Raw genomic sequence first — 22,213 nt, forward strand, 5'->3', positions numbered from 1 at the left:
TCCGGATTGCGTATAAAATAGGTTTTATTAGAAAAACTCGATAGAGCTCTCGACGGGCTTTTCGACTTTGACCGGACGCTGTTCCATGGCCACGGTCTTCTGGGTTTCTGCTCCGGTCAGCGGGTACTGACGGGCACGACCACTCACGGGCCAAAACTCCAGTTTCCGTCCATGTTCCCCACCCGTGGAAGAGCCAACCACCTTGATGCCTTCGTCGCGCAGGAACTGCACCGCAAAGGCGGCATTCTGCTCGCCGACATTCGAGAAGGTGGCGATGGTCTTCGCACCACCGAAGATCTTGGCTTCCAGCCGATCACGGCGGGCGCCCTTCTTCAGTAGGCCGTTGATCAGAAGCTCCATCAGATGGACGCCATAGCGGGTCGCATCCCCGCCCCCCATGCCGGGATTTGCAGATCCCGGCAGGAGGAAATGGTTCATGCCGCCAACGCCTGCAATGGGATCACGTATGCATGCAGCCACGCAGGAACCCAGGATGGTTGACAGCACGACACCAGGGTCGCTGACTACCTTGTACTCACCTTGAATAATATGGACCCTACGAGCCGCAGCTTCGTCACTCATTTTAATGCTCCGAAAACAGCTTCGATGGCCGCCTTCATCTTCTCGATGGTAAACGGCTTGGCGAGAACGTTGTTAGCTCCCAATTGCGCCGCCTTCTGAACCAGCGCCCTATCCCCCTGCGCGGTCAGAATGATGAAGGCGGCCTTCTTCGTCGCCGGGTTGGCCCGAACCGCCTGCAGAAGGCCAAGCCCGTCCATCTTCGGCATGTTGAAGTCCGAAATCACCAGGTGGTGGGGCTGCTGGGCCATGATCTTCATGCCCTGCTCACCATCGCCGGCGGCCGTGATCTGCTTGAATCCAAGCTGGGTCAGTGCGTCGCTGAGAAGCAGACGGCTGGTCACCTGGTCGTCCACAATCAGGACCTTAATTTTTTCAGCTATTGACATTATTCGTAACCTTCTTTCCGTGCGGCCGTTAGTTTGAGAATTTCTTCGCCGATTGAGCCAAGCGGCAATTGATGCTCGACAGCACCCAGTTCATGGGCGACGCGAGGCATGCCATAGACCACACAGGTCTTTTCGTTCTGCCCTATGGTCCGCGCCCCTGCACTTCGCATTTTGAGCAATCCAGACGCTCCATCGCGCCCCATACCCGTCAGTATGACCCCGACAGCATTGCGTCCAGCCAATTCCGCCACCGAGTCGAAGAGAACATCGACCGAAGGCCGATGGCCGTTGACCGGAGAAGATTCCAGCAAACGGCAGCTTGGCGCGGAGGCATTCACCACCTGCAGATGCCGCTCGCCACCGGGTGCGAGATAGATCTTGCCGATCTGCAATCTTGCACCATCGGTTGCTTCCTCGACGACAGGAGCGCACAGCCGGTTCAACCTCTCCGCAAAGCTCTTGGTGAAGGTTGGTGGCATATGTTGCGTAATGACCGTCGGCGGACAATTGCGTGGAAACTTCTGGAGCACAGCAATCAAGGCTTCGACACCGCCGGTCGACGAACCGATTGCCACGATCTTGCGCCCGACCCTGAAATCTGGCGCAGGTGCAGTGACCGTTGCTGCGGCAGGCCCCGTCGACCTGATTGGCCGGCGCTGCGAACGGGCAGCCGCCTTGACCTTCTCCGCGAGATCGCCGAACGGACGTGGCTCACCGGGCATTGGCTTACCGACGCAGTCGAAAGCGCCGATTTCGAGCGCGGCAAGCGTCGCTTCAGCACCCCTATGGGTCATGGTCGAGACCATGATCACAGGCATGGGCCGCAGCCGCATGATCTTTTCCAGGAACTCGAGGCCGTTCATGTTCGGCATTTCAATGTCGAGGGTAACGACATCGGGATTGAGTTCTTTGATGGCCGCGCGCGCTTCCATGGCGTCCTTGGCCTGGCCAATGACGCTGACTTCCGGATCGGAATTCAAAACCGCGGTGATCAACCCACGCATGGTCGGGCTGTCGTCAACGACGAGAACGCGAGCTGCTGATGTCATGCTTTGCGCCCTCCAGTCTTGCCGGTATATTTGTAGGTCGTGATACCGATGTTATCGAACAGGTTCTTCGGATCGCCCGATACGCGCTCGGAATGGCCGATATACAGATGACCGCCCTCCGGCAATAATCCGGCGAAACGAGACCATATCTTCACCTGGGTCGGCTCGTCGAAATAGATCACAACGTTCCGGCAGAAAATCACATCGAACGGCCCCTTGAGCGGCCACTGCGCCATCAGATTCAACTCGTTGAAGGTAATCAGCTTCTTCAGCTTGTCATCGACCTGGAACTTACGGCGTCCGCCAATATCGACTTCACGGAACCATTGCTTGCGCATGGCCGGGCTGATGGTTTCAAGCGCGGTCTCGTCATAGGCACCTGCCCGAGCAAGCGCCAGGATCTTCGGATCGATATCGGTTGCCAGGATACGGAAGTCGTAATCTGCAGCATTCGGCAACAACGACAGGACCGTCAACGCGATCGAATAAGGTTCCTGGCCGTCGGAACAGGCGGCCGACCAGATCCGCACCCGGCCCCCGGATTTAGCGCGGTTGATAAGCCCCGGCAGCACCTCGGTGCGCAGATGGTCGAAGTGATGGTTTTCGCGGAAGAAGCGAGTGAAATTCGTTGTCAGATGCGACAGCATCTCGCGCCGCGCTGCTGCCCCCTCCTGCGAGGAGACAAGTGCGCAATATTCGCGAAAACCGCGCAAACCCAGATTGCGGATGTGTTTCGACAGCCTGGAATAGACCAAGGAAGCCTTGGAGTCGTTCAGCGCAATCCCCGCATCGGCGTAAATCATGGCAGCGATCTCGTTGAGATCGCGCCGTGTCAGCGGATACTCGCCGCTGGCCATGACTTCGTCGTCCGATTGGCGGCTCTGCGCAGAAAAGGTCGATATCATGCCGCTTCACTTTCCGCTTCTGAGAAAAGGCCTGCCAGCTCGATCAAACAGATCATCCGCTTGTCGATGGCAAGTATCCCCCGTGCATATTGACGCTCGAGGTCCGAAGAGACCTCGGGCATCGGCTGTATCGTCTCGTCTGTCACAGTCAGGACATCGGACACGGCGTCGACCAGAAGACCGACGACTTTCGTCTTGGTCTGAACGACAATGATAACATGGCGCACGGTCGGTTCGGTCCGTCTCAGGCCAAGCCGCACCGCCAGGTCGACGATCGGCAGGACGGCACCACGCAAGTTGATGACGCCGACCACGTAATGCGGAGAATGCGGCAATGGCATTGCGGGGGTCCATCCACGGATTTCCCGCACCTGCATGATATTGACGCAAAACTCTTGATCACCGATACGGAACGCGATCAGATCGCGATTGCCCTGGACGATGTTTTTGACCGCATTCGACATGAGACTATCCTGCGACAGCTAACGACATTTCCTGCTTGAGTGACTGACCGCGCGAGGCAGCGACGACAGCATCCACGTCCAGGATGAGAGCCACACGGCCGTCGCCCAGAATGGTTGCCGCGGCAATGCCGGGCACATGGGTATAGTTTGCTTCGAGGCTCTTGATCACGACCTGGCGCTGACCTTGGATGGCATCGACCATCAAGGCACGCTGACCGCCACCTTCGGATTCCACCAGGAGCGCAACGCCGTCGATCGGGTTGGCCTGCACCGAGCGGAAATTCAGGATCCGGCCGACGTCTACCAGAGGGCAGAAGCTGTTGCGGATCGAAATCAGCCGCTGGTTGGCACCAAAGGAATGGATGTTCTGGGCTTCCGGCTGCAGGGTTTCGACAATCGCGGTCAGCGGCACGACCAGGGTTTGGCCGGCAACGGTCACGACCATGCCATCCAGAACTGCAAGCGTCAGCGGAAGGCTCATGGTGAAGGTAGAGCCATGGCCCGGACGCGAGCTGATCGAGATACGGCCGCCCAGCGCCTGGATCGAGCGCTTCACAACGTCCATACCAACGCCGCGACCGGAAATGTCGGAGATCTTGTCGGCGGTTGAGAAGCCCGGCATGAAGATCAGATTGTCGATTTCTTCATCCGAGAGATTGGCATCCGCTGGGATGATGTCGTTATCGATAGCTTTCTGACGCACCCGTTCGCGATTGATACCGGCACCGTCATCGACAAGTTCGATGACAATACGGCCAGAACGATGCTTTGCCGTCAGTTTAACAGTACCTTCGGGGTTCTTACCGGCGGCAGTACGCTTTTCCGGCGTCTCGATACCGTGGTCGACGGCGTTACGGATCATGTGGGTCAGCGGCTCGGCCAGCTTATCGATGACCGTCTTGTCCACTTCGGTGTTTTCACCTTCCGTCACCAGACGGATGGACTTGCCGACCATGTCCGCAACTTCACGAACGATACGTGACATGCGCTGGAAGACCGGCTTGACCGGCTGCGCGCGGATCGCCATGACCGAGTCCTGGATCTCGCGGGTCAGCTGCTGCAGTTCTTCCAGGCCCATATTGATCGAGGACGTGCCGTTTGCATCGTTCTCGATAACGCTCTGGGAGAGCATGGCCTGGTTGATGACGAGTTCGCCTACCAGATTGATCAGGCGGTCGACGCGGTCGAGATCGACGCGGATCGTCTGGCCTGCGGCAGAATTTGCCTGGTTCTGGGCGGCTGCGGCTGCTGCGGCCGCCGCTGCGGCAGCGCTCGGCGATTCCTTCTTTTCCCGGGCAGCACCGGCCAGCTTGACCACCTTGCTGGCGGTATCGGCGGCTTCGACTGCTTCGGCAACCAGATCGGCACCGTTGTCTTCGACCTCTGCGCCGGTGTCGTCATCGAGAGCCGACAGATCGAAAGGCACGGGAGTCATTGGCAACTCTTCGGTGCCATCGCTCGCCGAGACTTCCTGCTCCTTGACTTCAAGATCGCAGTCCCACTCAGCGAATTCAAAGATGGTTCTGACGCCATCTTCGCCCTTTTCGCTCTTCACCAGGATCTTCCAGAAGAAATAGGCTTCTTCGGGATCAAGGGATTCGAGCGTCGGAACGGCGCTGGTATTGCAGTTCAGGCTGACTTCACCAATGCGCGACAGATCGCGCAGAAGCAGCGTCGCATCGTTGCCCTTGGCATAAAGATCGCGGCGCGGCTTGAATGTGACTTCCAGCGTCGCAGGCGCGATCGGCGGCTCTTCTTCGGAGAATTCGTCGAAAGAGAAGGGGATCGGCGCAAAACCGCTGTCGTCAGTAGGAGCTGCGGCAGGCGCAGGCTTTGCAGCCGCCTTTGCAGGAGCCGCAGCTGGCGCGCCGGATGAGGAGGGAAGTTCACCCTTGGCCAGAGCTTCCAGTTCCTTGACGAGGCCGCTCGAGCGCGAGGGATCAACGCTACCGCCGTCACGGGAGGCATTGGTCAGGTCGGCGAGTACGTCAGCCGACTTGAGCATCACCTTCATGACTTCGACGCCCGGCTCCAACTTATTGGAACGAACACAATCAAGAGTGGTCTCAAAAACGTGAGCGAAGGCAACGAGATCGTCCAGACCGAACGCGCCTGCGCCTCCCTTGATGGAGTGAACGGCACGGAATACGGCATTCACCGTTTCCGGGTCACGATCCCCATCGTTCATTTTCAGAAGACCGGATTCCAGTTCTGCGAGCTGTTCTTCGCATTCCTGAAAAAAGATCTCTTTGATTTCGTTCATATCCATCGAAGTCAGACCCCGTTAGGCGGTTACACGTTCAATCGCATCGATCAGTTTCGTCGGGTCGAAGGGCTTGACGATCCAACCGGTGGCGCCAGCTTGGCGAGCCCGGTTCTTCTTCTCCGCATCGCTTTCGGTCGTCAGCACGAGAATCGGCACGGCGCGATACTTCTCGTTGCGACGAACCCCTTCGATGAAACCAAAGCCGTCGAGACGGGGCATGTTGATGTCCGTGACGATCACGTCAGGATTGCATTCTTCAAGCACTTCGAGGCCTTCGACACCGTCTTCAGCCTGGATCGTCTCGAAACCCGCATTGTTGAGGGTAACGAGCAACATGTTGCGGATGGTTCTGGAATCATCCACGGTTAATACTTTCTTTTTCATTGCCGGATCTCCGCGATCAGTTGATCGTTGTTCAAGCCCAAGAGCTGAATAGTTTTGTTAAAAGCGTCTGACGCCTGCTTGATCGAAAACGTATGCTTGTCTTCTTCCCAGGTCTTTGCGCCCGACACGAGTACCTGGGCGCACAGAGCTCCCATGCGCTCAACGCCGGATGCGTCGATCTCTAGTGCCCCTCCCCGCATGGACAGAAGCTTGTCCTTGAGCTGAGACGCTTCATTCAAGTCCAGCACCGATGCCAGCTTAAGCTGTGCCGGTGCGCCTTTCTTGCTCGCCATAGACTGTTTCCCTACTGTTTCTCTCTGTAGTCCCCTGAAGGGTCTGACGGTTAAAAACTCCCGCTTCTCCGGCACGGAAAGCAGTTTTCACCCGGAACCTCGGTCTGTTGTATAAGAGGTAAGTAAATAAACCGCTCACATCGACAGGCCTCCAGCCCGAATCGGTACTAAAAAATCGTGCCCGTCGAAGTCTTCTGCAAATGCGGGTAGTGTGCCTTCGACAGCGGCAGCAACCGGCACCGGATAGGCCTGTGATGGTGCATCATGGCGATATTGGCCGCGCTCAATCGTAAACTGGCGAACGGTCCTGCCCAGTTCCACGATCACAGTGTGCAGATCGCTGCTGTCTTCAGCCGTCTTTCTCGACCAGTCAGCATTGGTGCGTGCGGCTTCGCCCTGCGCTTCCAAAACGCTTGCGAGCCCGCCCAAAGCCTCGGCTTGCCGGGCGGTCTCACCGGCCATGACGGATACGGACTGATTGATGTCGACGACCTGGGTAACGATATTGGAGATCGCGCCCTGCGTCCGATTGACCATCTCGACGCCAGCCTCGACCTGATTTTTCGTCGCGGCGACGAGCGCTTTGATTTCGCGAGCGCTCTCAGCTGACCGCTGGGCCAACGCCCGCACTTCCTGGGCGACCACGGCAAAGCCGCGTCCGGAATCTCCAGCCCGGGCCGCTTCGATCCCTGCATTCAGCGCCAGAAGATTGGTCTGGAAGGCAATTTCGTCGATCGAGCCGATGATATGGCCGATCTGCTCGGCCGAAGCCTCGATATCTGCCATGGCCGCAATGGCCTTACCGACGACCTCGCCGCTCGCCTCAACCGCCTTTACGGTCATACCGACGGCATTTTCGGTTGCCTTGGATTGCGCAGCACTGCGGCTGACGGTTTCGCTGACCTTGCGCAGGCCAGCACTTGCGGCATCAAGATCGACAGCCGTTGCATCGGCCCGCGCGCCAAGAGCGACGCCATGCTCGCCAAGCGTCAGGCTCGCCTCTTCGGCCTTGCGACGATTGGCGTCCATCTGCGAAACGGCAGCGCATATGCTGTCCATCGCACCGTTGAAGCTTGCCACCAGATCGCTGTATTCCTCAGGAACGTCCTTCCGCAACCGGCAAGACAGATCTCCATGGGACAGCGCGGCAAAGGCATCGTTGAACAGGTCGGTCACGCAAGAGCGTTCCTTACGGCGCAGTTCGGAAAGGTCGCGGTGATGCTTGAGACGCAACTCATTGAATCGCAGCGACACAGCGATTTCGACATCGACCATGACCAGGCGGATTAACGCCGCGACCAGAGCCTGCAACTCGCTGGCACGCTTGCGCGACGACGGCAGGAAGCCACGGTTGGCAAGATCGGCAAAGACCGCCGCGACCAACCGTTCTAGAACGATGGCGTGACCGGCAATCTGCCAGCGCGGGTCGAGCCCCATGCGGCTCTGGCTATCGGAGAGAACCTTGACGCGTTCAGCGTAGAGCGCGTCGAACCGCGCATCCGTCATTACGTCCCAATGAGAAACGTAGAGATCGTGGAGCCGATCGATCTGACGCTCGCCAGTAAATTGACGCGATGCTTCGGGCGCGGTCTGCAGCCGACGGAACAGCTCGCGCAGGCCAGCCTCGACCTCCGGCTCCAAATCTGCCCTGTGGCGACGCAGCAAGTTGCAGGCGTCCTGATCCAGGCCGGCAAAATTAAGCCGGTCACGCAGGCTTCCCGCCTGCGATCCACCTGCCCGTTCTGCCTCTGCATGCTGAACCAATTGCCAATCCCCGCAAAATCAGCCCTTTCAAACAGGAACTGACCGCCATCACCCGTTTCAAGCCCTGGACGCAGGCGTATGCACGCAGCGTTCGCAAGACTATCGCTCTTTCGTGGAGATACCGGATCGAACCCGGTACGGTGGGACTGGCATCATGCCCGGTGGGTCGCGAAGCGCCCATTCCGCCGTGTCTTATAATCTTTATGGTTAATTCGTTGACTGGAGGTTAACATTTATTAGCATCATCGACTTTACTGCGATTTTATTAAAATTGGAATCGATTTGTGATCTTCCCTTCCGCCGATTAAGCCTCGAGCAAGGTTAAGTTGTGTTAATAAGGCATGAGCCGTTCTAAGGCTGAAAGGGTAGAGCAATGATTGTTCTCGCAATTGGAGCTGCGCTGATCGCAGCAAGCACGATCGCTGTTGTTTCGCTGAACGAGCGGCTGAAGCCGACGATAACAGCCATGCCGACATTTTGATCCAGTCTGACGCAAGTCGGTTCTGTCGGGTGTTTCCCGGGCGTTGACCGACCTTCCGCAGCACACGCCGCATGGTTGTGCTTATCAATCGTTGCCGCTTGCCGCCTTGTCCATTCCCCTGTAGAGGCATGGGCAACAGCTGCAATTGCCGGATAGATCAATGAATACCGTCACGTCTCAGCCTCGCCGACTGACCGTCCTGGGGTCGACCGGCTCGATTGGCACCAATACGCTCGATGTGATCAGGCAGACGGGCGAGCGTGACAGTTTCGAGATAATGGCGCTGACCGGACACGGCAACGTCGCGCTACTAGCCGAGCAAGCGCGCTCTTTTGGCGCCAAACTTGCCGTTACGTCCGATGACACACAGTACCAGGCATTGAAAGATCTTCTATCCGGCAGCGGCATTGCCGTGGGTGCCGGCACCAGTGGTTTGCAGGAAGCTGCCAGTCTCGAAGCCGACTGGGTAATGGCGGCTATCGTCGGCACAGCGGGATTACAGCCAACCTTGACCGCCGCGGCACGCGGCGCCGACATTGCACTTGCCAACAAGGAATGCCTCGTTTCGGCCGGAGAGTTGTTCGTCGAGGCAGTGCGTCGGGGCGGCGGCAAGCTTATCCCCGTCGACAGCGAGCATTCCGCGATTTTCCAATGCCTTGACGAGCGTCATCGCGAAGCGCTGGAACGCGTCGTTCTCACCGCCTCCGGCGGTCCCTTCCGCACCTTCAGCCGCGAACAGATGGCCGATGTCAACGTCGAGACAGCCCGCACCCATCCGAACTGGTCGATGGGGCTGAAAGTATCCGTTGGCAGCGCCTCGATGTTCAACAAGGCGTTGGAAATGATCGAGGCCAAGCACCTCTTCGACCTCACGCCCGACCAGATCGAGGTCATCGTCCATCCTCAGTCGATCGTCCATTCCATGGTCGGTTATGCCGATGGCTCCGTTCTGGCGCAACTTGGCGTGCCGGACATGCGCACCGCAATTGGCTATGCCCTCAGCTATCCGAACCGGTCGGCGCTCAATGTCGACCGGCTAGACTTCACCACCCTGGCTCGGCTGGATTTCGAAGCCCCGGACCTTGAGCGCTTTCCGGCAATCCGGCTGGCCCGCACCGCACTGGAACGCGGCGGCCTGCAGGGAGCGGTACTGAACGCAGCCGAAGAGTGCGCTTTCGAGGCCTTCGTCGAAGGGAAGATCGGCTTTCTCGCCATGGCAGACGTGGTCGAGGCCGTCATGGACGACCTCTGCGGTCTTGCACCGGCCTCGACGATATCGGACATCTTTGCTGCCGACGCAGAAGCACGCGACCGCGCCCGAGAGGCAATCCTTAAGACGCGCCGGGCGGCTTAAACCTCACAAATCTAGATCTTCGCAAACCGCAGCGCGCAGGCGCTCGGCATAGGCGCCGTCGCATCCCTCAAGCGCGGTATTGCTCATGCTGACCACCGTCAGGCCTGCCTCGGGCACGATAAACCAGGTATTGCCGTAGACGCCGCCCCACTGCACCGCTCCGGCCGGAAGCGCTGTCTTGGCAGCAGCGGGATCGGTGATAACGGCGCCTAGAAAACTGAACCGTTTGCCATCGAGACCCATCGGGACTTCACCGATTTGGTTCGTCAAGGCAGCTTTGGCGAGGTCCGGCGAGATCAATGATCCTCCGCCGGTCCTGATGGTCTCAAGCAATGTCAGCACATCGAGCGCTGTTCCGGCCATGCCCCCGCCACCGGATTGGAAAGCACGCGGATTGAAGATCCGAGAGGGTGAAAACACCGGCCCCTCGCCACCCCAGGGCGCGGTCGCCTGCCAGCGATCTTCCATCCGTTCCGCTCTTTGCTCGCCATCGCGATAGGGCACCGCCAGACGCGCCATGTCCGTGACATGGAAACGGGCGTCGGCAAGCCGCAAGGGCTCGCAGACATGCGCGACGACAGCAGCCTCCAGCACCGTCCTGCTTTCGATGGAATCGAAATGACGCGCCAGCGGGCTCGCAGCAGCAGCTGGCTCCGCGCTTGCCTCTTGCTGCTGCGCCTGCTCGCCATGGACCTTGGCGACAACAGCCCCGAGAATGTCGATGCTGATCGAATAGGCCCAGCGCTCGCCAGGCGCAAAGGCGAGCGGTATAGCATTGTGGCGGCTGAAATTTTCCTCAAGCGTAAGGTCGGTATCGAGCAGGCCGAGAGTAATGGCCCGCTCGCGCGGCAATCTTTGCAGCGCGGGGTCATAGGTCAGGCCGGATGTATGGGTCAGCAGATGCCGCACCGTGATGGGCGCTGGCTTGCCCGTCGGCGTCTTCGGTCGGAACCAGGGCAGATGGTCGGCAACGAGATCGTCAAGACCAAGCAAGCCCTTGTCGATCTGGCTCAGCGCCGTCAGCGCGACGAAGGGTTTGGTCACCGAAGCAAAACGAAAGATCGTGTCGAAGCCGACGGGAATGCGGGCCTCCCGGTCGGCATAGCCGATTGCCCGCCGCAAGACCGGCTGCCCATGGCGAAACACCATGACCACGGCGCCGACGAGCGTCTCGCTGGACACCGCCTCTTCCAGCACAAGATTGACCCGCTCCACTATCGACATTCCCATTCTCCCTCAACGCAAATGCGGGCCATGTGACCATGACCCGCACAACTCATGCAAGGGCGAAATGTGAAAAATCAGGCGACAGCGCGGGCCAAAGCGCAACGCGACCAGAGCTGATGCAGGGCGCCGACCAGATGATCGATATCGGCATCGCTGTGCAGCGGCGTCGGGGTGATGCGCAGGCGCTCGGTCTTCTTTGGCACCGTCGGATAGTTGATCGGCTGCACGTAGATATTGAAGTTATCGAGCAGGATATCGGAGATCCATTTGCACTTCGCGGCATCGCCGACCATCACGGGAACGATATGGCTCGGATTGGGCATATGCGGAATACCGCGCGCATCGAGCAGCGACCGCAAGCGGCGGACGCGTTCCTGGTGGGCGAAACGCTCGATCTGGCTGGTCTTCAGATGCCGGATCGACGCGACCGCACCAGCCGCCAGCGACGGCGGCAATGCCGTGGTAAAGATGAAGCCAGAAGCGAAAGAGCGGATGAAATCACACAGCGCCGTCGAGGCGGTGATATAGCCGCCCATCACGCCAAAGGCCTTGCCGAGCGTGCCTTCGATGATCGTCAGCCGGTCCATGATCCCTTCGCGCTCGGCAACGCCGCCGCCGCGCGGGCCATACATGCCAACGGCATGCACTTCATCGAGATAGGTCATGGCGCCGTACCGATCGGCAAGATCGCAGATCTCGTTGATCGGCGCGATGTCGCCATCCATGGAATAGACGCTTTCGAACGCGATCAGCTTCGGAGCCTTGGGATCGGCAGCCTTCAGCTTGGCTTCCAGATCCTTCAAGTCGTTGTGCTTCCAGATGACACGTTCGCATTTCGCATAGCGAATGCCTTCGATCATCGAAGCATGGTTGAGAGCATCGGAGAAAATAATCAGGCCGGGGATTTTCTGGCCGAGCGTGCCGAGCGTCGCCCAATTGGAAATATAGCCCGACGTGAAGATCAGCGCGGATTCCTTGCCATGCAGGTCGGCAAGTTCCTGCTCGAGCAGGACATGATAATGGTTCGTACCAGAGATATTCCGGGTGCCTCCAGCACCCGCGCCACAGTGATCGATGGTGCTTTTCATCGCCTCGACCACAGCCTGGTTCTGGCCCATGCCGAGATAGTCGTTCGAACACCATACGGTGACGTCGTGCGAACCATTTTCGGTGTAGCGGGTAGCCCGGGGAAACTGGCCGCGCTGGCGCTCAAGATCGGCAAAAACCCGGTATCGTCCTTCTTCGTGCAGGCCGTCCAGTTCGCTCTTGAAAAACGCTTCGAAGTCCATTGCGCCTGCTCCAATCTTTCTCAATCTCTTTTGAGATCGTTCGGGGCAGCGGTCAACCCCTTTTGTAAAGTGATTCTAAACTGCGACAAATGGCGCGGACCCTCCGGCGCCATCGCCGTTGTCAAAGACTTAGCCGAACGGCACGGAGACAGATTTGATCTGTGTCAAGCTTGCCGAAACGACCATGCTCACGCCACCATATGTTTTTTAGGTATGTCTAAATAAAAAGTCTTGATCATACGTTACCGTACCATTGAGATTGGTCGAGTCTACCTTGCCGGACAGCTATAAAAACAGGCGAGTTGGCTTACGCATCAAACCTATTGAGTGCATGCTAAAAATCATTGGTTTTCGGATGGACATTCGTGACATCAGCTATATGTTTCGGCGATGACCTTTTCGGAAAAACTTCGGAAAAGCATCAAGATACAAAAATAATACTGCATAACGAAGAGCAGGGGCGGACGCGCCGAAGACCGGAGCCGGAAAACGGCGACCAGGTTTCGGGTTTACCTAATGTGGAGTTGGACATGAAGAAGGCTATCATACTGGTACTGGCAGGCCTGGCTGTTGCCGGTTGCACGCAGACCGAAAAGGGTGCGGGCATCGGCGCAGCGTCTGGCGCGATCATCGGCGGCCTTGCCACCGGTAATGTTCGCGGTGCCGCCGTCGGCGCAGCGGTTGGCGGTGTCGCCGGCGCAATCATCGGCCGCGTCAACGAACAGCCTGGACAGTGCTACTACCGCGACCGTTACGGTCGCCGCTACGTAGACAGCTGCCCGCGCGGCTACTGATAAAGTCAAAGCGCTGGCGGCAGCCGCCAGCGCTTTTCAATTTATATATTCCGAAATGGTACACTTGGCAGCCTTTTCGGGTATGATCGCAACTGGGGATGGCGGTTTAGGAGCAAGGGGCTTGGTTGGCTGCTCCGGCCGGATAAGGACCTCAGACACTGTTGATTTCGCGTGGGGCGACATTGCCGAATGTCAGTAAAGCGTTTCGGACGTCAGGCATCGCTCTGGCATGTCTCGTCTTGGGTGTGACGTCACTGACGTTTCCGGCCGATGCTTATGCTTTCAAAATTTTTGGGATTACACTGTGGGGCCGCGACGACGCCAGCGCCGATGTCGTTGATCCCGTGCGCTATAGTGTCGATCTGACAACGCAGCCGAAAGCGTCCGGTAAAGATGCCGATGACCTGGAAGATGCGCTGAAGAAAAGCTCGCAATTGCTTCAGGACAAGAGCAAGCCGGTCTCAGGCGATCTCGGGGTCGTCATCAAGGCACGCGAGGATCGCGAGCGCCTTCTTGCCACACTATATGAGCATTCCTATTATGGTGGCGTCATCACCATTTCCATTGACGGAACGCCGATCGACAGCCTGCCGCCCAACCCGAGTTTTGCCCGCGACAAGCCAGTGCCTGTGAAGGTTGAGATCGATCCGGGCCCGCTGTTTACCCTCGGCAAGGTCAATCTGACTGGAGATGCCGCCCGTCTTAATCCGGCCACGTATAATTTGGTGACGGGCAAGCCGGCAGGCTCGCTTGTGATCATCAAGGCAGCCAACAAGATGGCTGAGGACCTGAAGGCGGAAAGTCGTCCGCTGACCCACGTGTCCGAACGCAAGGTCGAGGCCGACCACCGCTCCAATACAGTGGAAGTGACCATCGGCGTTTCTGCCGGGCCTGTCGCGCCCCTCGGGCCGGTCACCGTTTCAGGCGCCAAGGCCGTCGATCCCACTTTCATCCAGAAATATTCCCGGCTGAATGCCGGTCAGCCTTACTCACCGGAAGAACTGCGCAAGGCCGCCGACCGCCTGCGCAAGCTCAGCGTCTTTTCCAGCGTCACGATTACGCCGGCTGACAAGCTCAATCCTCAAGGCGCCATTCCGCTCGGGATCAACGTCTCCGAAGGCAAGTTCCGCTATTTTGGGGCGGGCGCCACCTATTCCACCATCGATGGCGCCGGGCTGCAGGGATATTGGGGCCACCGCAATCTGTTCGGACAGGCGGAATCCCTGCGTATCGAGGGTACGGTCAGCGGCATCGGTCAAAAGACCAATGCGACCGATTTCGACTATTCCGCCGGTGTCACCTTCACCAAGCCGGGCTTTCTCCTGCCCTCGGGCACACTGGAAGCATCGATCAAGGCCGCCACTCTCAACACCGATTCCTACGACGCAAATTCCGTTACGGGTAAGCTCGGCTATTCCTACGAACTCAACGATTACGACACCGTCTCGGCAGCGACAGCATTGGAATATGCCAGGATCGACGATGCCTTTGGCCGCAATGATTACCTGACCTTTTCGGTTCCGCTCGACTACGTGCGCGACACCCGCGACAATAAACTGAACCCGACTGGCGGCTACCGCGCCACGCTGAGTGCCGCCCCCAGCTATGAATTCCTTGGCAGCACGGTGTTTTCCAACTTTGAGGGCTCTATTTCAGGTTACTATGGCTTAGGTCAAAACGACGGGGTGGTTCTCGCCGGCAAGCTGGCAGCCGGCACCTTGTTTGGATCCGGCGGGCTTGCCGATGTGCCGGCGACGCGGCGGTTCTTCACCGGCGGCGGCGGCTCCGTGCGCGGCTATGGCTATCAAAGCATCTCGCCACGCAACAGTGCTGACGACCCGACCGGCGGGTTTTCCTATCTGACGGCCTCGCTCGAAACCCGGGTGCGTATCACCGAGACGATCGGGCTCGTTCCCTTCCTCGATGTCGGCACCGTCTCCAGTGGCCATGTCCCTGATTTTTCTGACATCAAAGCCGGGGCCGGCATTGGCTTGCGCTATGCAACGCCGTTCGGCCCGATCCGGCTCGATGTAGCAGTACCGCTCAATCCCTATCCCAATGGCGACAAATACGGCATATATGTCGGTATTGGACAGAGTTTCTGACGCAGACTCAGCAGTCGAATGGACGGACAGAAAAGGTCGTAACAGACAGTGGCAGCCCTCAAGATCCTCCTTTCCGGCCTTGGCCGCGTGCTTGGCTACGGTTTGCTGATCCTCAGCGCGATGCTGGTCATTGCCTTGACGCTCGTCGGCACGACCCAGTTCGGCAGCCGGTTCGTTGGAGATCTCGTGGCCTCGCTTGCCTCGAAGCCGAACCGTGTCATCGCCATCGACGGCCTCGGCGGCCTTTTGAACGGCCATCTGCGCGCGGCAAAGATCACCGTTTCGGATGCGAGCGGCACCTATGGCGAAATAGAAAATCTGTCGATCAAATGGTCTCCATTTGCGCTGCTGTCGCGCCGTTTCGAAGCCTCCGATATTGCCGCCTCCAGCATCACGCTGCTGCGCAAGCCTCTTCCCTCCACTGAACCCGCGACACAGAGCACAAACGACACCGACTTTTCCCTGCCCGTCGATGTCAATGTTGAGCGGATTTCCGTTCCCCAGATCACGCTGGAAAAGCCATTGCTCGGAACTGCTGCCCGCTTGGCGCTCGACGGCAATCTGGCGGCGAGCAGCAATACGATTGCCTCGCGCCTTGCCTTACGCGGCGTCGATCTGCCACAGACCGCCCTTTCGGCCAATGTCGCATTTGCCCCGCAACAGAACCGGCTCGACATAGATGCCGTCCTGCAGGAGCCGAAGGGCGGATTGCTGGCCACTCTGTTGCAACTGCCCAACACGCCGGCCATTGCCATCACCGTCAAGGGCGGCGGGCCGATCGACAATTGGAAGGGCGAGTTGACGGGCGCACTTGATGGGACGCCGCGGCTCGACGTGATCGCCACTCATAGGCTTGCCAGCGACGGCCGGCACGTCACGCTCAACGGAAACGGCGCCTTTGATAGCCTGATGCCAGCAGATCTACGCGATCTGTTTGCCGGCAACACGATGATCGATCTCGCAGCCAGGATCGATAACGACGGCGCGCTGACCATGGAAAAAGGCAGTCTCGAAACCGGCAGCCTTGCCATGAAGGCGAGCGGAACATATTCGCCGAAAGGCGAGAACTCTCTGAAGGCTATGCTCGAGGGCAAGAACGGCGCCGCCAAGCTTCGCTTGCCTATGGGCGATGGCACATTGCTGGCAGATGTCGCCGGGTTGTCTTTCAGCCTGACGGGTGCGGCCGATGCGGCAAAGCTCGATGCCAGCGCGACCGTCGATCACCTGTCTATGCCCCAAGGCAATTTCAGTGGCATCACGCTGACCGCCCATGCACCGGCCTTCGATCTTGCCCAGCGCAAGGGTATAATCGACACGGTATTGAGCGTTCAGCAGGCGCAACTGACGGATCCCAATCTGGCACGGGCAGTCAAGGCGCCGCTAACGCTGAAGGCACCTGTCTCTGTCGACCGCGACCGGATCGCTGCTCAGCCACTGACCATCGAGAGCCCAACGATTGGCGGCAGCATAGACGCCAGCTACACCCTTGCCGACAAAGCTGTGGCGGCAAGCTATCAGCTGTTTGCCCGCCCCGAGGCGCTGCCGCAGCCGCTGGCGGAAAAGCTTGTCGCCAAAACTGGTGCGCAGACCGATATGGTCAAGCTCAAAGGCGAAGCGCGCTATTCAGCGGCATCAGGCCTTGCCGTTCCGAACTTTGCACTGGACACCCGTCTACTCAAGGCAGCGGGCCAGTTCTCCTTTGTGGATCAGCAGGTTTCCGCCGATCTCTCGGGTGAACTCAGCGATCTCGCGGTGCTGCAACCCAATGCGTCCGGCAAGGCAGGCTTCACGGTCAAGGCTGACGGCCCCGTTGCCGCCCTCAAAACGGATGCAACGATTAACATCGACGATGCCATGCTGGCAGGACGGAAGCTCAGCGGCTTTGCCATGGAGGCCAAGGCCGATCTGATACGCGGCGCCCCCACGGCGACAGTGACGGCAAAAGGCAGCCTCGACGGCAAGCCGGTGACGTCAGCGCTCGACCTTACATCCAAGGACGGCGTCACGGCTCTGCCGACCCTCAAGCTCACGGTTGGCGACAATCATCTCAGCGGCGCCCTCACCTTCTCAAAGGCTTTTCTGCCAAGCGGTTCGCTGACATTCGATTTCCCCGATCTCGGCCTACTGGCTGCCCTTGGCGGACAGACCGCCTCCGGCGACCTCAAGGGAGACATCAAGCTGGATGAGACCGGTGGCAAGATTGCTGCCCAGATCAAGGCTGATGGCTCGGCGATTCGACAAGGCACCGTGACCGTGGTCAAGCCTGCGATCGACATCACCACCAGTGACCTGACGGCATTGGCACTGCAAGGCACGGCAAAGGCTGACCGGATCGCAACCAGTTCGGCCACTGTCGAGCAGCTCGCTCTGAATTTCGACCGGCGCGGCACGCGCACCGATATCGATCTGTCCGGTCGCTATGACAATGCGCCTTTGACCGGCAAGGCATTGGTGCAGCAGGACGGCAGCAGCATCGGGATTGCGTTGCAGGAGTTTGCCGCAAGTCCGCGCGGCATTGCACTGACGCTCTCCCGACCGACAAATATCACGGTCGAGGGCGGCACGGCCACGATCGATAATCTCGCCATCAAGACAGGCAGCGGCACGGTTTCCGTCACCGGCAAGGCAGGCGCTACTCTAGATCTGACCGCTCAGATCAACGCTCTACCCGCCTCGCTTGCCAATACGATCTCATCAGGCCTGGACGCGGCCGGGACCATTTCCGGCAAGATTACCGCGACGGGCACATCGGCTGCTCCCAACGTGGCCTATGACCTGCGCTGGGAGGATGCCAGCGCCGCCAAAATCGCTGCAGCCGGCCTGCCACCTCTGTCGATCACCGCTTCCGGCACCTTCGCCGAAAACCGACTCGCGGTTCAGAGCAAGGTCACTGGCTCCGGTGGCATCAGCGTCACCGGCGGCGGCTACTTGTCGCTTGCGGGTGACAAGCCCGTCGATATGGCCTTCAAAGCCAATCTGCCGCTCGCCGCCCTCCAGGGCGTGCTGACCAAGCAAGGCCTGACCGCAGAAGGCATGGCTAACGGCGATATCCGCATCGGCGGCAGCTTGTCGACGCCGGCGCTGTCAGGCAAGGTCACCACATCAAAGGCAAGGCTGATCGATGTCAGGCACAATATCGCCCTGGAGCAATTGACGGTCGACGTGGCCTTGGATGGCGACCAGGCACGCATCAACAATGTGAGTGGTCGGATTTCAGCCGGCGGCAAGGTCTCAGCCACCGGCACCATTGACCTGAAAGGTCAGGGCCTGCCCGCCGACATTTCAGTCAAGCTCGACCACGCCGTCTATGTCGACGGCACGCTTGTGACCGCGACGACCACCGGAACGCTCGGCCTTAAAGGACCGCTGGTGGACGGGCCGACCTTGTCCGGCAAGCTCACGCTGGACAAGACCTCGATCACCATACCCTCACGCCTGCCGGGCTCTATCGCGCAAATCGATATCAAGCATAAGAACGCTCCCGCAGATGTGCGCCGCCAGACGGCTATTCTGAACCCGGAAAAACCTGGAGACGGAGCCAATTCCCCGATCAAGCTCGACCTGCAGATCGCTGCGCCATCACAGATCTTCGTGCGTGGCCGCGGCATTGATGCGGAACTTGGCGGCACCGTATCGCTGGCCGGCAGCGTCGCGGCGCCGCAGGTATCGGGGGGCTTTACCATGCGGCGAGGCCGGATGGTCATCCTCACCAAGCGGCTGGATTTCAGTACCGGCAAGATCACCTTCAGTGGCGGCCTGATTCCGGTCGTCGATTTCGTTGCGTCAAGCACATCGGGCAGCACGACCCTGACAGCCACGGTCGAAGGCGTTGCAACAGATCCTCAGATCAGCTTCTCCTCCGCACCCGCGCTGCCCCAGGACGAAGTTCTGGCGCAGCTGATCTTTGGCCAGTCCATGTCAAAGCTATCTCCGTTGCAGATCGCGCAGCTTGCCGATGCCGTCGGGCAGCTGGGCGGTGGCAACTCCACCTCCCTGTTCAACAGCCTGCGCAGCGCCGTCGGCGTCGACGATCTCGATGTCAGCACAGACGCAAAGGGAAACACCCAGTTCAGCGCCGGTAAATATCTCAATGACAAGACCTATCTGGAATTTCAGCAGGGCAGCACCGGCAGCAAGGCTGTTATCAATCTCGATGTTGGCCGGGGCATCAAGCTCAAGGGCCAAGCGGGCGCAAATGGCGACAGTGGCGGCGGAGTGTTTTACGAAAAGGAATACTGATAATTATAAAATAAAACATTAAAAATGTTAAGGCTGCTGCACGTTATATTATTCCACGCAACATTTTGATTTATATTGGACTGTATAACTGAAAATTCATCTCAATACTTTAGAGCAGCTTCTTCGAATATGATTATAAGTTTTTATTAATAAAATTCCCTATATATTCATGGGTAAATTAACTCGAACGGCAAGGCCGCCAAAAAGAAACTGCACAAGATGCAGCTTTCGTGGCCACAGAACCGGGCGTGCTAATCTCAACATGAAGGGGAAAGTAATGCTTGGCTTTGGCTCAGATTCCAAAAATGTTTTGACAGCGCTAGCGAAGTCTCAGGCTGTTATAGAATTCGACCTCAATGGTACAATACTTTCAGCCAACGATATATTCTGCCGGCTGATGGGTTACAGGCCTAAAGAATTGAAAGGCCGCAAACACGCGCTGTTTTGTGATCCGACCTACACATCCTCGCAGGACTACAAGACGTTCTGGAAAAAGCTTGCCGACGGCGAGGCCCAAACAGCGACCTTCAAAAGAATCAACAAAGCAGGCGAAGACGTCTGGATCAACGGCTCCTACAACCCTGTTAGCAATGGCAACGGCAAGCCGTACAAGATCGTGAAAATTGCCAATGACGTAACGGCCGCACAGATTCAGACGCTGGAGGATCGCGGGAAAATGACGGCGATCTCCCGGGCGCAAGCGGTGATCGAATTTACGAAGACCGGTGAAATCCTGGCGGCAAACGAAAACTTTCTCGCCGTGCTTGGCTACACCTGGGAAGAGATAAAGGGCAGACATCATTCGATCTTCTGCGATCCCGCCTACGCATCCAGCACGGATTACAAACTGTTCTGGGAAAAGCTCGCGGGCGGCGAATTTGTTGCCGAGGAATTCAAACGCATCGGCAAGGGCGGCAAGGTCGCCTGGATCCAAGCGTCCTACAATCCGATCTTCGATGCCGACGGCCGTGTCACCAAAGTCGTGAAATTCGCGACTGATGTTACCGACCGGGTTCGCTCGGTTTCAGAAATTGGCGAGGCATTGCAAGCCGTATCCGAAGGTGACTTGACTGTCACCCTGGAGCGCCCCTTCGTTGCCGGCCTCGATCAAATTCGGCTGGATTTCAATCAGGCGATGGCGAAACTGACAGCGGCCATGCACAATGTCGCAGTGAATGCCGGCGCGATTGCCGCTGGCACCAACCAGATCAAATCAGCATCCGACGATTTGTCGCGACGAACCGAGCAGCAGGCGGCCTCTGTCGAGGAAACGGCCGCAGCACTTGAAGAAGTCACCCAGACGGTCACCGATAGCGCCAAGCGAGCAGCCGAAGCTGCCAAGCTCGTCGCACGGACCAGAACGCAGGCGGAAGCATCGAGCGATGTGGTGCGCAATGCTATTGCCGCCATGGGGCAGATTGAGCGATCCTCCAGCGAGATTTCCAACATCATCGGCGTGATCGATGACATCGCCTTCCAGACTAATCTCCTCGCACTGAATGCCGGTGTGGAAGCCGCCCGCGCTGGTGAAGCCGGCAAGGGATTTGCGGTTGTTGCCCAGGAAGTGCGCGAGTTGGCGCAGCGCTCGGCAAAGGCTGCCAAGGAGATAAAGGTTCTGATCAATACGTCTTCCAGCCAGGTCGAGACAGGAGTTTCGTTGGTGGGCGAAACGGGCAACGCGCTGACGACCATTCTGACCGAAGTTCAGGAAGTCGATCGCAATATTGTTGCCATCGTCGAAGCATCGCGGGAACAAGCGACAGGTCTGCATGAAATCAACAAGGCCGTGAACGTGATGGACCAGAACACCCAGCAGAATGCTTCCATGGTCGAGGAAAGCTCGGCCGCCAGCCATGGACTTGCACAACAAGCCGAAAACCTGCGCAGCCTTCTCGAACAGTTTAGATTTGAGAAACATTCTTCCGTTAGGATGAGCAATGACAGATATGCAGCGTGACGTTGTTAGTGACGCAAGGCATGGCATCGACACGGATTTATGATCGCAAAAAGGCCCGGCGGATCCTCTGTTTACAGGGCGAATGGGCAAGAGACAGGCGGGACGGATATCATGGCTACACCTATTACCCCTACCAGCTTCGGCGGTGAAAACCTCGAAATCATTGCTTTTCGCCTGCATGACCAGGAGTTCTGCGTCAAGACGACCACGATCCGCGAAATCCGCGGCTGGGCGCCGTCAACGCCGATCCCGCATGCACCAGCAGACGTTATCGGCGTGATGAACCTGCGCGGCTCGGTCATCCCGATCATCGATCTCGCTTACAAGCTCGGCATGAAGAGCACGGTCGCCAACGAGCGTTCGGCGATCGTCGTTGCCGAAGTCCACAATATGGTGATCGGCATGCTCGTCGATCGCGTCTCCGACATCCTGACCATCCCCTCGAGCCAGGTTCAGCCGGTTCCGGAAGTCTCGGCCTCCTTCGACAAGACTTTCTCGGAAGGCATCATTGCCAATGAAAACGGCATGATTTGCTTCTTGAACCTGTCGAAGATGTTCAAGGGCAGCGATCTCGAAGATCTGGCCGCCTGATCAGACTGACATACTCCCAATAAAAAAGCGGCCGCTCTGGCCGCTTTTTTGTTTTGGCGTTGTATAAGATCGACCGCCCCACT

17 protein-coding genes are annotated in these 22,213 nt (G+C 58.3%); 6 read left to right on the forward strand and 11 right to left on the reverse strand.

What is annotated here, in order from left to right:
- Positions 1-27: 27 nt before the first annotated feature.
- The 9 genes from cheD to BJF91_RS17370 form a co-directional block, all read right to left on the reverse strand.
- Positions 28-582, reverse strand: a complete 555-nt coding sequence (cheD, locus tag BJF91_RS17330) for a chemoreceptor glutamine deamidase CheD (protein ID WP_075615794.1) — start codon at positions 580-582, stop codon at positions 28-30.
- The gene (locus BJF91_RS17335) at positions 579-968 is read right to left on the reverse strand and encodes a response regulator (RefSeq protein WP_015917356.1); all 390 of its coding nucleotides are present in this window, start codon (positions 966-968) and stop codon (positions 579-581) included. Before BJF91_RS17335 ends, cheD begins: the two co-directional genes overlap by 4 nt.
- The gene (gene cheB, locus BJF91_RS17340; RefSeq protein WP_075615795.1) at positions 968-2,017 is read right to left on the reverse strand and encodes a protein-glutamate O-methylesterase CheB; all 1,050 of its coding nucleotides are present in this window, start codon (positions 2,015-2,017) and stop codon (positions 968-970) included. The genes BJF91_RS17335 and cheB overlap by 1 nt, the downstream gene beginning before the upstream one ends.
- Positions 2,014-2,922 carry a protein-glutamate O-methyltransferase CheR gene (gene cheR, locus BJF91_RS17345; RefSeq protein ID WP_075615796.1) on the reverse strand — a complete coding sequence of 303 codons (909 nt, stop codon included), beginning with the start codon at positions 2,920-2,922 and terminating at the stop codon, positions 2,014-2,016. Before cheR ends, cheB begins: the two co-directional genes overlap by 4 nt.
- Positions 2,919-3,386, reverse strand: a complete 468-nt coding sequence (locus BJF91_RS17350; RefSeq protein ID WP_075615797.1) for a chemotaxis protein CheW — start codon at positions 3,384-3,386, stop codon at positions 2,919-2,921. The genes cheR and BJF91_RS17350 overlap by 4 nt, the downstream gene beginning before the upstream one ends.
- A gap of 4 nt (positions 3,387-3,390) precedes the next feature.
- A complete protein-coding gene (locus tag BJF91_RS17355) occupies positions 3,391-5,655 on the reverse strand; it encodes a chemotaxis protein CheA (protein ID WP_075615798.1) in 2,265 nt (754 codons plus the stop codon).
- Between the two features lie 15 nt (positions 5,656-5,670).
- Positions 5,671-6,036 carry a chemotaxis response regulator CheY1 gene (cheY1, locus tag BJF91_RS17360; protein ID WP_006726298.1) on the reverse strand — a complete coding sequence of 122 codons (366 nt, stop codon included), beginning with the start codon at positions 6,034-6,036 and terminating at the stop codon, positions 5,671-5,673.
- Entirely contained in the window at positions 6,033-6,329 is a 297-nt protein-coding gene (locus BJF91_RS17365) for an STAS domain-containing protein (RefSeq protein WP_075615799.1), read from the reverse strand. Before BJF91_RS17365 ends, cheY1 begins: the two co-directional genes overlap by 4 nt.
- A 135-nt stretch (positions 6,330-6,464) precedes the next feature.
- The gene (locus tag BJF91_RS17370; protein WP_075615800.1) at positions 6,465-8,093 is read right to left on the reverse strand and encodes a globin-coupled sensor protein; all 1,629 of its coding nucleotides are present in this window, start codon (positions 8,091-8,093) and stop codon (positions 6,465-6,467) included.
- A 641-nt stretch (positions 8,094-8,734) separates the two neighbouring features.
- On the opposite strand from BJF91_RS17370, the gene dxr reads away from it, so the two are divergent.
- Entirely contained in the window at positions 8,735-9,928 is a 1,194-nt protein-coding gene (gene dxr, locus BJF91_RS17375) for a 1-deoxy-D-xylulose-5-phosphate reductoisomerase (RefSeq protein ID WP_075615801.1), read from the forward strand.
- Positions 9,929-9,931: 3 nt separating this feature from the next.
- Here dxr and BJF91_RS17380 read toward each other — a convergent pair whose 3' ends face one another.
- Positions 9,932-11,152 (reverse strand): serine hydrolase domain-containing protein, encoded by a 1,221-nt coding sequence (locus BJF91_RS17380; RefSeq protein WP_075615802.1) that lies wholly within the window; start codon positions 11,150-11,152, stop codon positions 9,932-9,934.
- Between the two features lie 77 nt (positions 11,153-11,229).
- Positions 11,230-12,444 carry a 5-aminolevulinate synthase gene (gene hemA, locus BJF91_RS17385; RefSeq protein WP_075615803.1) on the reverse strand — a complete coding sequence of 405 codons (1,215 nt, stop codon included), beginning with the start codon at positions 12,442-12,444 and terminating at the stop codon, positions 11,230-11,232.
- Positions 12,445-12,974: 530 nt separating this feature from the next.
- On the opposite strand from hemA, the gene BJF91_RS17390 reads away from it, so the two are divergent.
- From BJF91_RS17390 to BJF91_RS17410, 5 genes are all read left to right on the forward strand, one after another.
- The gene (locus BJF91_RS17390) at positions 12,975-13,238 is read left to right on the forward strand and encodes a glycine zipper domain-containing protein (protein ID WP_075616072.1); all 264 of its coding nucleotides are present in this window, start codon (positions 12,975-12,977) and stop codon (positions 13,236-13,238) included.
- A 164-nt stretch (positions 13,239-13,402) separates the two neighbouring features.
- Positions 13,403-15,343, forward strand: coding sequence for an autotransporter assembly complex protein TamA (locus BJF91_RS17395; protein WP_083943383.1), 1,941 nt, complete (start codon positions 13,403-13,405; stop codon positions 15,341-15,343).
- Between the two features lie 48 nt (positions 15,344-15,391).
- Positions 15,392-19,582, forward strand: coding sequence for a translocation/assembly module TamB domain-containing protein (locus BJF91_RS17400; RefSeq protein WP_075615804.1), 4,191 nt, complete (start codon positions 15,392-15,394; stop codon positions 19,580-19,582).
- 277 nt (positions 19,583-19,859) lie between these two features.
- Entirely contained in the window at positions 19,860-21,539 is a 1,680-nt protein-coding gene (locus BJF91_RS17405) for a methyl-accepting chemotaxis protein (protein ID WP_083943371.1), read from the forward strand.
- A 111-nt stretch (positions 21,540-21,650) separates the two neighbouring features.
- Positions 21,651-22,130 carry a chemotaxis protein CheW gene (locus BJF91_RS17410; RefSeq protein WP_075615806.1) on the forward strand — a complete coding sequence of 160 codons (480 nt, stop codon included), beginning with the start codon at positions 21,651-21,653 and terminating at the stop codon, positions 22,128-22,130.
- The last annotated feature ends 83 nt before the right edge of the window (positions 22,131-22,213 follow it).

Source organism: Gillisella taibaishanensis (assembly GCF_001938985.1).
GTDB classification, from domain to species: domain Bacteria; phylum Pseudomonadota; class Alphaproteobacteria; order Rhizobiales; family Rhizobiaceae; genus Allorhizobium; species Allorhizobium taibaishanense.